The sequence below is a fragment of the Peribacillus sp. NPDC097284 genome (genome assembly GCF_044761765.1).
In the GTDB taxonomy this organism is placed as follows: domain Bacteria; phylum Bacillota; class Bacilli; order Bacillales; family DSM-1321; genus Peribacillus.
The window spans coordinates 277,989-289,630 of record NZ_JBIWCZ010000004.1; the positions used below are offsets into that span (position 1 = coordinate 277,989).

Annotated in this window: 10 protein-coding genes; 2 read left to right on the plus strand and 8 right to left on the minus strand. The window is 41.6% G+C overall.

Features of this window, described 5'->3' with window-relative positions; all coding sequences use genetic code 11:
* Window positions 1–69: 69 nt before the first annotated feature.
* From ACIQXU_RS11260 to ACIQXU_RS11295, 8 genes are all read right to left on the minus strand, one after another.
* Window positions 70–747 carry an ABC transporter ATP-binding protein gene (locus ACIQXU_RS11260; protein WP_402958533.1) on the minus strand — a complete coding sequence of 226 codons (678 nt, stop codon included), beginning with the start codon at window positions 745–747 and terminating at the stop codon, window positions 70–72.
* Window positions 744–1,832 carry an ABC transporter permease gene (locus ACIQXU_RS11265; protein ID WP_402989280.1) on the minus strand — a complete coding sequence of 363 codons (1,089 nt, stop codon included), beginning with the start codon at window positions 1,830–1,832 and terminating at the stop codon, window positions 744–746. The genes ACIQXU_RS11260 and ACIQXU_RS11265 overlap by 4 nt, the downstream gene beginning before the upstream one ends.
* A gap of 108 nt (window positions 1,833–1,940) precedes the next feature.
* Complete coding sequence (locus tag ACIQXU_RS11270) at window positions 1,941–3,320, minus strand: sensor histidine kinase (protein ID WP_402989283.1); 1,380 nt, start codon at window positions 3,318–3,320, stop codon at window positions 1,941–1,943.
* Complete coding sequence (locus tag ACIQXU_RS11275; protein ID WP_402958539.1) at window positions 3,320–3,994, minus strand: response regulator transcription factor; 675 nt, start codon at window positions 3,992–3,994, stop codon at window positions 3,320–3,322. Before ACIQXU_RS11275 ends, ACIQXU_RS11270 begins: the two co-directional genes overlap by 1 nt.
* A 667-nt stretch (window positions 3,995–4,661) precedes the next feature.
* Window positions 4,662–5,036 carry an immunity 22 family protein gene (locus ACIQXU_RS11280; RefSeq protein WP_402958541.1) on the minus strand — a complete coding sequence of 125 codons (375 nt, stop codon included), beginning with the start codon at window positions 5,034–5,036 and terminating at the stop codon, window positions 4,662–4,664.
* Between the two features lie 12 nt (window positions 5,037–5,048).
* Window positions 5,049–6,572, minus strand: a complete 1,524-nt coding sequence (locus ACIQXU_RS11285; protein ID WP_402989286.1) for a T7SS effector LXG polymorphic toxin — start codon at window positions 6,570–6,572, stop codon at window positions 5,049–5,051.
* A complete protein-coding gene (locus tag ACIQXU_RS11290; protein ID WP_402989289.1) occupies window positions 6,569–6,856 on the minus strand; it encodes a YwqI/YxiC family protein in 288 nt (95 codons plus the stop codon). The genes ACIQXU_RS11285 and ACIQXU_RS11290 overlap by 4 nt, the downstream gene beginning before the upstream one ends.
* Before the next feature lie 368 nt (window positions 6,857–7,224).
* On the minus strand, window positions 7,225–8,631 hold the full coding sequence (locus ACIQXU_RS11295; RefSeq protein WP_402989292.1) for a M28 family peptidase: 1,407 nt from the start codon (window positions 8,629–8,631) through the stop codon (window positions 7,225–7,227).
* Between the two features lie 254 nt (window positions 8,632–8,885).
* Here ACIQXU_RS11295 and ACIQXU_RS11300 point away from each other — a divergent pair, with 254 nt between their 5' ends.
* On the plus strand, window positions 8,886–10,034 hold the full coding sequence (locus ACIQXU_RS11300; protein ID WP_402872125.1) for an iron-containing alcohol dehydrogenase: 1,149 nt from the start codon (window positions 8,886–8,888) through the stop codon (window positions 10,032–10,034).
* Between the two features lie 11 nt (window positions 10,035–10,045).
* On the plus strand, window positions 10,046–11,641 hold the full coding sequence (locus ACIQXU_RS11305) for a sensor histidine kinase (RefSeq protein WP_402989295.1): 1,596 nt from the start codon (window positions 10,046–10,048) through the stop codon (window positions 11,639–11,641).
* The last annotated feature ends 1 nt before the right edge of the window (window position 11,642 follow it).

Here is an 11,642-nt window from a genome sequence, read left to right on the forward strand (position 1 = left end):
TAAATCAGGAATGGTAAAAGGCCACTGTACTCCCGATAAACCGGAATACAGTAGCCTGCATACTACCTTTTATAGAAGAATCTTGCCATCCGTAATGTTGACGACACGGTCACACAAATCTAACATTCTCTCATCATGCGTCACCATGATGGCTGCCTTGTTTCTTAACTTCACCTCGGTCGCAAGCATTTCCACTACCTCTCGCCCCCGCTTTGAATCAAGGCTTGCAGTGGGTTCATCTGCTAAAATGATGTCTGGATTATTCATCAACGACCGCGCAATGGCTACCCGTTGACGCTCACCGCCTGAAAGCTCTTCTGGCAAATGATTGCACCGATGACTAAGCCCGAGATGACTAAGTAATTCATCAGCTTTTTTCACAGCTTTCTTGTCACGTTGCCCAATCAGTTCTGAAATAAGCAGAAGCTGGTCACGTACGGTAAGATACGGAACAAGATTGGATGATTGAAAAACAAAGCCAATTTTCTCTAGACGGACACGTGTTAATTTCTTCGGAGAAAATGATGTTATATCCTCATTATTTAAAAGCAAACTACCTTTACTTGGGGAAAGTAAAGCACCTGCTATAGAGAGGAAAGTACTTTTCCCCGAACCTGATGGACCAACAACGGCCACAAATTCCCCAGCTTTCACTTGAAAGGTAACATCGTCAAGAGCCCTCACGATATTCTCACCTTCACCGTAAATTTTGCTGACGTGATCGAATGATAGTTTATGATTCATCATGCTACCCTCCCAATGGCTTCAATGGCATCAATTTTTGAGACTCGATATAGTGATAACAAGGAACCCAATACCGAAACAATCAATAAAAGAATCGAATATTGAATGACCAAAGAAGTACTTAATTCAAAAGGCATTCCTTCTGGCATGATGAAAGTGACCCCGTATGTTAGTGCAACACTACTTGCTATACATACCACCGCAAGCATGAACACTTGGCCCACGATACTTTTTGCAAGGTAGCCAGTACTTGCTCCGAGTGCTTTCATGACTCCAAATTGATTCGTCTTCTGTAAAGTGATGACATAGAAGAACACAGCAAGAACAAATGCAGCAATCACAAACAGAAAGGCTATCATCATCGCCAATGTACCTTGTTCTTCTTTAAATCCCGGGATACTTTGAAGCATCTCATCCTTCGTAATGAGTTCCACATCAGACACAGACTTCAACGGACCTACTTGATCCATTTGAACCGCAATTGTGCTAATTGCGTCCGTGTTTTTCAACTGAGGATTAATCCCCTGCCATCCCTTAACGTTCATGTATACAACAGGTGTATGGCTGTAGGATTGATTTTCGGTGAATCCTACGATAGTGAATTTGTTACCGGATAATTCATCTACTACCGTATCCCCTACCTTATAGCCGTCCTCTTTTAAAGAATCATTGGCTACTATATCGCCTTTCTTCTTATTATCATAGCTTTTCCCTTCCACGATTTTGGGTGCAAGGAACCCATTGGCATCCGTTGCAAAAATCGTGACATCCGTCTTTTTCGATGTACCTTCTTTATTGAAGGTCAACATCATTTGACCCAGGGCCTCCGCTCCTTCAACACCCGTTGAAGAACGAACCTCACTTAATGTATCCAGCGGAATAGTAGATCGGTTTAGTTTATGCTCCACGTTAGACTCCATCATGAAATAGTCAGCATCCATGCCTTGTATCGATGAAGCATTTTCAGCTGAAAGTCCATTAGCCAATCCAGAAATGATAAAGACCAGCCATGCGACCAAAACCATGATCAACCCGATCAGTAAGTAACGCACCTTTGAATGTTTCAGCTCACGTATTGCTAAAAACATTTTTTCATCTCCCAATTCTTTTGTTACCGTTTGAACATCCAATCCCTTATGTTCATGTGGTATACATCGATTGTAATGAATCATTATGAATGGAAGATGAACAATTGATTACATAAGCGGCAAACGAACATAAAAAGTAGACCCTTCCCCAAGTTCACTCTGAACCGCAATCGTTCCACCGTGAAGTTCCACCGTCTTTTTCGTAATGGAAAGACCTATGCCGCTCCCGTTCTCACTGCGATTACGCATTTTATCAACTTTATAAAACCGTTCAAAGATATGAGGAAGCTCTTCATCGGCTATCCCCATACCAGTGTCTTTAATGATTACTTCGACCATCCGGCCAATTTTTTTGATGCGTATAATGATCGAACTCCCGCTATCCGAGTATTTAATGCTATTCGTTATCAGGTTTGTCCACACCTGGCTTAAAAGCTTCTCGTCTGCAGAAATCATGGTGGATGGTAGATCCATTTCAATCATCATGTCTTTTTCCCGCCAACTCCATTCCAGCATGAACAGTACTTGTCTTATTTGCTGAGCTAAATCAAAGCTTGTGGGCTGGAGGGGATCGTCTCCTTTATCCAATGAAGCGAGCATCAGAAGTTGCTTACTCATCGCGGACATGCGCCGACTCTCCTTTTCAATAATGGACAAGTACTCCTTTCGTTTTTCCTTCGTTAACTCTTCCGATTGCAGGGTTTGGGAGAAGCCCTGAATCGAGGCGAGAGGAGATTGAATTTCATGTGAAACATTGGAAACGAATTCCTGTCTCATGTCTTCCAATCGTTGGATGCTCTGAGTCATTTTCGAAAAATGTTTCGCCAAATCCCCAATTTCATCACTACGGGTAACGTTCAATTCACCACTATAATCCCCATCAGCAATCCTTTTTGTCGCTTCCGTTAATTTGGTAATGGGCTTAACTAGAAAACGTGTGTTAAAAATAATGAAAAAGAAACTAAGTAAGATCATAAGAACGAGCAAAACGGCCAGGAAAAAGCGAATTTCCCCAAACTGCTTTTCAATATCAGGCCGAACGAACAAGGCGTATTTTTCGCCATCCACGTTCAGCGGAACCCCAATACTATTTTCTAATGCATCTTCAAAAAAACCGGTAATGAACAGCCCGTTATTATAGGTTTCAATCCCTTCATAGACTTTCCCGTTCAAGACATCAGAAACCGTATCCCCATCCAAATCCGTTTGATGAAACGATTTGCCATAAGAAGTAGCCTTACCCTGTTCATTGATTAAGTACAGCTGGTAATGCAATCCTGATACATGGTTTAAATAAGCATCAATATCCTGATCAGGATTTTCCTCATACAAAGAAACGATCTCCCTTGCGACCTTGCTGATTTTCTCTCCATTGTAGGGTTTAAGAACTTGATGGTAATACACATTAGAAAGTAAAAAAGCAATGACGCTAGCAAGCACCATGATTAAGATCGTTTGGACAACGATTCGAAAATAGAGTGTTTTCACTATTTTTTGACCCCCAGCTTGTATCCCAATCCCCTGACAGTCGTGATGACAAAATCATCCGTACGTCCTGTGAATCGTTCACGTAACCGTTTGATATGAACATCCACCGTCCGGTCATCCCCTTCAAAATCTGCTCCCCACACAAGTTCGATAAGTTGCTCCCGCGTAAAAACCTGATCGGGAAAACTCCCTAATTGAGCAAGCAGTTCAAACTCCTTAAGCGGAAGAAGCAATGTATTTCCCTGAATTCGGACTTCATAACTTCTTCGGTCGATGATGGTTTGATTTAATGTTATTAACTCAGCATTCACCATACGGTACCGTCGCAAAAGCGCTTTTATTCTAAATAAAAGCTCTTGTGGCTCGAAGGGTTTAACGAGATAATCATCCGTCCCGGCATAGTATCCCTTTTCTTTATCAATGAGCTGATCCTTAGCCGTAAGTAAAATAACCGGTAAATCATATTGATCGCGTATCTCCTTACAAAGATCCAGTCCATTTTTATAAGGCATCATGATATCCACAACAGCCAGATGAATCCGTTCTTTCTCTAATAATAAGGAAGCCACATTCCCATCCTTCGCTTCGAACACCATGTATCCTTCTTTTTCTAAGTGAAATTTGAGTAACTCTCGAATATGCCGATCATCATCTGCAATTAATATATGTATCAAAGAAACCACATCTCCGCTTCATAATATGAATATCCCTACAATAGCAATATTCGAGCTCTTAAAACAACCCAAGCCTATTTAAAATAAAACAGGTAGAGGGTTTTTATCCCTTCATCAAAACCTATAAAGAAGTGATATATCCTTCTGAAGCTAAAAACCTTGAAGTGTATATTAAACACATATAAACCTAGACCACTTATTCGTCTAGGTTTTATGTTTTGCCTATTAAAATTATTCCTTCCAAATATGTTTTACTTACCTTCGTATTTATTCAATGTCCACAAGTAAGATAAACTAAAAAGTCTGCGGATAACCAAACATCCCTCATCATATTTAGTTAGAAAATTATCCTCTAAATCAGTTGTCCCTTAGGTATAGCTTTGGAGAATAAAATGGTGGTAACTGATGATATTATGGTTATTTACTTAACAAAATTAAGAGTAAATTGGGCATACGTTTAAAAGGTGTTGTACGTACTATATAATTTGTAAAAACATCAAATTTGGGATTGCAAGGGTTATCTCTATTCTGTAAGTAATAAATAGTTCATTCGTCACTAGGTATCTCTTCAAACTTTGCCAATCAAGGTTTCACATAAATTACATTATCTCAGGTATATCAATCTCTTTGCCTGGAGACTTACTAATTAGAACCTTTAAGAGTTCTCTTATTCATAATTAGTAGTAGCAATAAAATCAAAAGCACCAGTTGAACTAATTTCATTGTTATATTCAAAATTATATATTAAAATTACTGCATTATATGATTTCTTTAGGTTTATACTTTTCTGGATTTTTGGGATGACAATTTCTTCATACGAACACCCATCTAATAATGCTGATATATCACTACTACTATTCTTATAGACTGCTTTTTCTATTGTATCCTCATCAGTTTCATCCATATCAATATTAAAATCGATAAAGAATTGGGAAGGGACAGACTCGCCATCCTCATCATACGTTAAATCAACATACTCTCCTATTGGGTCCTCATCGTTAATATTCCCTAACCAAATTGAAACCCATCCTTGTTTTTCCATTATAGTACCCTCCTACTTTAATCTTAGACCTTGTGGTAAAGACGAAACTCCACCCTCTAATCTATAATTAGCCCAATTATTAAGCCGTCTAACAAATGTATTATAGTCGCTAGAAGTATCTATTATTGCTAACAATTCATTATGTGCTTTAGTTGAGCCTAATCCTCCGTGAACACCCTTTGGATTGACAAATTTGACATCGGATATAGCTGTTCTTAAGTCTTTAATCTCTTCAGCACCAATATTCCAACACTTAAATTGCGGAGCTCTTGAAACTAAGTGCCATTCATGTAAACCTCCAGGTTCTCTAAGCTGACGTTCAATTTTCTTTCTAATCTTTTTATCTTTCCAAAGTTCGTCTAGTTCATTACTTGTAAGGGAATTGAAGAATTTATTAAAATTCCCACTCTTTGCAGTTGGTATATCATCAACAGTTAATTTGTTTATATCTTTAGCATTATCTATACCCTTACCAGCATCCTTAATCTTAACACCTTTTAGCACATCATGACCCTTATCTAAGACTTTTGTGGGTTTAATGAAAGTGAACGCTGCAGCTGTTATTCTTTCATTTGTAGTGGAACCGGGACCAATCATAGTAGCTATATCGCCTAGAAGGAAATCAGTTGCCGCTATGGCATATGGGGCTAGGCCATCCGGAGTTCCTGAACCGTTACCACCAAGTACCTTCCTTTTCCCTTCAAATGTTAAAGCATAGTCCCCAGTATTTGAATCCATTATTGAATCATCGCTTCGATTGCTTTTAATATTCTGTTTGGCCAGCCCTGCATAGATTGCTTCCATTTCCTTTTCGAGCTTCCGGGCTTCGGCCTCTTGTTTCTTAAACTCCCGGTAGCCTTTCATGTTCTCGGCCACTTCATCCTTCACTTGATAGGCTGCACTCACTTGAAAGGCGCTTTGGTTGAAGTTCATCGGGGAAATGGTACCGTCCTGACTGGTGGCTTCAATGAGAGCCTGCACAAGTCCAATGGCCACTTTTTCCTGGTCCTCGCTCACTTCATATTCCTCGACCAGTTTACTGTCTACATCCTTCACTTTCTTGATGGTCGTATTCTTTTCTTTTTCAGCACTCTCCATTTTCTCATGGAAATCATCTTGTTTGAATACGCTAAGCTGAAGGATATCTTCAATGTTTTGGAAAATCTTTTGGAGATCGGTAGACTGCTGGTTCACCATCGACTTGGCATTGGTAAGACCATGGGCCACTTCTCCCTCTAAAAAGGGCACCTCGACCACGGTCTCACCGGATAGGTCCGCTTCTTCCAATATGGCCGGAATGCCTTTTAGGAAACTGATTTGTGTGGAGAATAATTCGATCCAGGCATTCGCCACGGTGACCTGCGCCCGGTAAAAGTTCTTGATGGCCGTCGCCCCGACTCCGGCCAATTCTTCATCAAGGTCGACGATTCCCTGGAATTCCTTTTTAAGCGTTTCGACCTGTCCCTTGAGGTCCTCATATTGCTTGGCCCGTGACTTGACGGCCGACTTCAAAGGCTTAGCTTCGAATATCGTCATAATGGCTGATACCCCTGTGCAGTATGGGTGATGGCTTCATCCTGCTCTTTCAGTAAATCCACGTTGGCCCGGGTGTCTTCCAGATTCTTTTTGACGATCGTCAGATATTGATTGAAGGTCTTTTCCAGATTGGTTTCCCTTTCCTCCCATTTCGATGTGAAGCTCAGATCGTTATTGCCGAGCTGATCGACCGGCAGTGCTCCGATTGTCGTCCCATCCACGCCCGTTTTCACCTGGCCGACTTGCTTGGTCACGGCGGAATGATTCAGTTTAATCGTCGTCATTTACAACACCAACTTCTTGAATTCGGATAATTCTATATGTATCCTTCTGTTCTAATCGGGTATTCCTCCCATTCATACTATCCATTTCACTAAAGAAAAACGTAGAGTGAGCGTCACTCCGTCCTTGTACATATCCCAAAAGAATCACCTCATAAATAATTCCTCGAATAAACAAATGTCATATTTTACATATTTTTCATTATAAGGATTAAAGTCCGAGAGATAAATAGGGATAAATACGCTACTTTGATAGTTCAACAGGAATTTCCTCACAGCAAGTTCGATATGCGACTAAGTCTTTTTACCTCCTTTTTTTAAAATAAATCAAAAGAAGAGGATGCAACCTGCATCCTCTCGGCATTCTTTATTTATCTAATATCCTGTTTGAAGTGTAAATGAGGCATTCTTTGTTTCTTACCTTTTTTATGTTTCGGTTTCGGTTTTTTCTCTTGCACTTTTGCTTGGTCATAGACCGCTGTCCCCGCAATTCGTGCTACATCTTGAAGCTTTTCTTTTGAGATTTTATCAATCGTATCATCTGGGGAATGATACCAAGGCTCTGATGGATTGTGTATGAACAAGGCAGCAGGGATACCTGCTTCAGAGAAGGATACATGGTCACTTCGACCTCCCTCTCCATAAGGGGTAGCTACACCGTTCAGTCTCTTGCTAGAAGCCTGTGCAAGATCCGTTACTAGATTCGGTTCTCCATCGTTCGTCAAGAGAATCAAGTCCCCAGCATCCTTACTACCGACCATATCCAGATTGAAGTTTGCAATACTTCTGTTGATTTCATCTTCTGATAGATTGTCCACATAATCCTGCGAACCTAGCAATCCATTTTCCTCTGCTCCAAAGGTGATGAAGCGAATTTCCGTGTCTGTAGGCAGATCCTTCAGAACACGGGCAAGCTCAAGCGTGACGGAAGTCCCTGATGCATCATCATTTGCACCTGGTGCCCCAGCTACTGAATCATGATGTCCGGTTACATATATGATGTCACTCTTCTTCGCCTTTATATTCTTGGTTGCTTTTTTCGTTGCTACTACATTATAGGACGTTTTTTCTCCCGAAGAAGCACCCTCGATTTTCAAGGAGGCCTTCACCTTTTCTCCATTTTCCAATTTTGCTACGACTGCTTCACCTGCCGTTTTCGTAATTGTGACAGACGGTGCATATTGGTCATTGACTCCTCCGAGTGTCCCGTTTAAATCTCCCTCTGCATTATTGTAAATGATGACTCCCACAGCCCCTTTTTGAGCTGCATTCACTACTTTCTCAGCAAAAGAAAGGCTTCCTCGTTGTATGAGAGCAATCTTTCCGGCAACATTGGCTTGTTCAAGCTCCTCCAACGTTCCTAATCCAGCGTATACCACATCACCTGAAACGTCCCCATTTACTGAATAGGTTAAATGTTTTGGTTGAACTTCCCCATCATATCCGTCGAAAGCCAGTTCCACCTTGTCAGGATCTGTGTAGGATAAGAATTGAAACTCTTCAATATCCGCTTTGTAGCCATATGACTTAAACTGCTTTTGGATGAACTGGACCGCTTTATACTCCGATTCTGTGCCAGCCACGCGAGGTGTTTGCGAGAGGTATTCAATATTCTTGTAGATTTTGTCGACATTGATTCTCTTAACAATTTGCTTATCTGTGGAGGGGGCTTTTTCACTCGGAGATGAATGAGCAGGTGCCGCCAATGCAGTGGTACTACTAACGCCTCCCAACGCTAACGTAGTAGCTAATGTAAGAGATAGAAATGGTTTTTTCATAGATTTCCTCCTAATTTCAATAGATTCTTATAATCCATTGTAAATTATTCAGAATATTTAAAATAGGTATATTCATCCTAATTATCCCATTTCCCCGCTAGTCTATAATACCTTTTATAAGCGTTTACGCTGGGATACGATTTATTTTTTTGTCATCCTATATAAAAATTCTTTTGAACGTACAGGAATTTAGCTTTTTTTCTGGAAAGTAGTACAAAGAGAATACGACTTTAATCAGGGAAGAAGGGGCGAGAATGTCCATTACTAAATTCGTGATGCCTGAAGTGATTTTTGGAAAAGGTTCGATAGAGCAAGCGGGAGAGGCATGCCTACGTTTAGGGGCCAAAAAGGTGCTGATTGTAAGTGACCCTGGTGTAGCCAATGCCGGCTGGCTGGATATCGTCGTAAAATCCTGTCAAGATGCAGGACTTGCCTACGCTTCCTTTATCGATGCAACGACAAATCCTAAAGACCGTGAAATAGAAGCCGGCTGTTTGACGTTTCATAATCATGAGTGTGATGCCATCATAGGGGTTGGCGGAGGAAGTGCGCTGGATGTCGCCAAAGGGGTCGCTTTATTGGCATCAAACGGCGGAGTCACCAGTGATTATGAAGGGGTCGATAAAGTCCATTCGCCTCTTCCACCCATGGTGATGATTATGACCACGGCTGGATCCGGCTCGGAAGTCTCCCAATTTTCGGTGATTGTCGATTCGTTCCGAGAGAAGAAAATGACGATCATCTCAAAGTCGCTCGTACCCGATATTGCCATCATCGATCCGGCTACGTTGACAACTTTGGATCCAGACTTGACTGCGGCAACGGGTATGGACGTTTTGACTCACGCCATTGAAGCCTATGTTTCTATCGCAGCAACACCACTTACTGATGTTCAAGCACAGAACGCCCTCTCCATCGTCTCCCGTTACCTACGCCCTTCTGTTGCATCTAAAAATAATGAAGAAGCAAAAGAGGCGATGGCCATGGCTAGCCTGCAAGCCGGACTTGCCTTTTCCAACGCCATTTTAGGAGCCGCCCATGCGATTTCCCATGCCATCGGCGGAAAGTACCTGCTTCCGCATGGGGAAATCAATGCAATCCTTCTCCCCCATGTCATGGATTTCAACCGAATTGCTTCCCCTAGGCGATTCAGCGATATTGCGGAAATCATGGGAATCGACACACGGACCTTAACAGAGCAACAATCAGGCGCCGCCGCTGTTGCCTTCGTTCGGGAGTTATCCCAAGATATAGGCGTGCCTCTAAGTTTAGGGGATGTCGGCATTACTACGGATATGATTGAACTAATAGGCATGACCGCTATTGATGATGCCTGCATGATTACAAATCCTCGTGATATGTCCATAGAACAGATTAAACAATTGCTCCTTACAGCCCTATAGGAGGTGCAACCATGAACAAAAATGAAATGATAGATTTAATGACCGGTGTACGGTCTTCGAAAAAAACATACTACACTGAACTAAAGAAGACCGTCGATGAGTTAAAAAAGAAGAATCTACAACTTGAAATCATGAATGATATTACCAAGAACATGAACGGAGACTTGGATATTCATCTTATTCTTCGAAATGTAGTCGATAAACTAAAACGACTGGTCTCATTTGATGACTGTCATTTCATTATTTTATATGAAGAAGATCCGACTCTACTCCATATATGCCCTAATGAACCATGCGAGCTTAACATTGAATCCAAAGACCAATTACATTCGATAAAGGAACCGATCCAGATAAACGTCGAGATGCTCCCTACTTATCCAGAAAAAGAACAACTTCTGTCCCTTCAGATAGAAACGCTCCTCTTGATTCCTATGTACGGAAAAAATGAAGAAATCGGGATTTTAACCTTCGGCAGGAAGAATAACACAGCATGGCTCAAAGAGGAGTTAGATTTTCTAAAGCAACTATCCAATCAGCTAGCGCTAACTTTCGAAAATGCTCTGCTCTATATGGAAGTACTTCATTCTAAGCAGGAATGGGAGGATACCTTTAAGGCGGTAGAAGATATGATTGTCGTCTTTGACCGGGAGGGTGGGGTCTACAAATCCAATGATGCAGCCAAGGATTTTTTTGAATTAGAACCTTTGAAAAAGGCATCTCAAGCTCTCATTCAAGAAACCTTCTCACTTGATAAGCCAGGGTTTCAGGAACTCCTTCTTCAGCAAGGAGCCATAATGGAAATGCACGCCTACCCCATTCAAAACAAGGAACAGCAAGTATACGGGGTTATCGCTTATTATAAAAATGTTACCGAAAGAAGAAAAATGGAAGCTCAATTACTTCATGCCGACAAGCTAGGGGCCATCGGTGAAATGGCAGCGGGAATAGCCCATGAATTGAATAGTCCATTAACCGCCATCATTGGTAACTCTCAGCTTTTATTGAGAAGCACACTTCCGGAACACCATGATTACAACCTGCTAACCGATATCCAAAATTGCGGCGACCGATGCAGGCAAATCGTAAAAAGCCTGCTTACCTTTTCACGGCAGGATGAATACAAGTTCCACTATTATTCTATGAACGAAGCCATCCACCAAGTTTTGAACTTGCTGAAGTTCCAACTCGAGAAGAAACAAATATTCATTCACCTTTCCCTACAGGAAGACCTGCCGTACATCAAGGGCAGCCAACAGCAGATTGAACAGATTATCATCAACTTGTTATTGAATGCCAAGGATGCCTTGAGTGATCTTGATGAATCAGCCCCAAGAACAATCACCATCCAGACCTTTTTAGAAGAGGAATATATGATCGTCCAGGTGGCTGATAATGGGACAGGAATTGAAGCCGAGCGCCTCCCTCTTATTTTCCACCCTTTTCATACGACAAAAGACCGCGACAAGGGGACTGGACTGGGGTTGTCTGTTAGTCTTGGCATCGCGAAAGATCATGGCGGCAAAATTGACGTATGGAGTACGCCAGGCCAAGGAAGTATATTTTCACTGAAGATCCCCCTACCGACAGAAGATGAGAGGAGTGAATAAC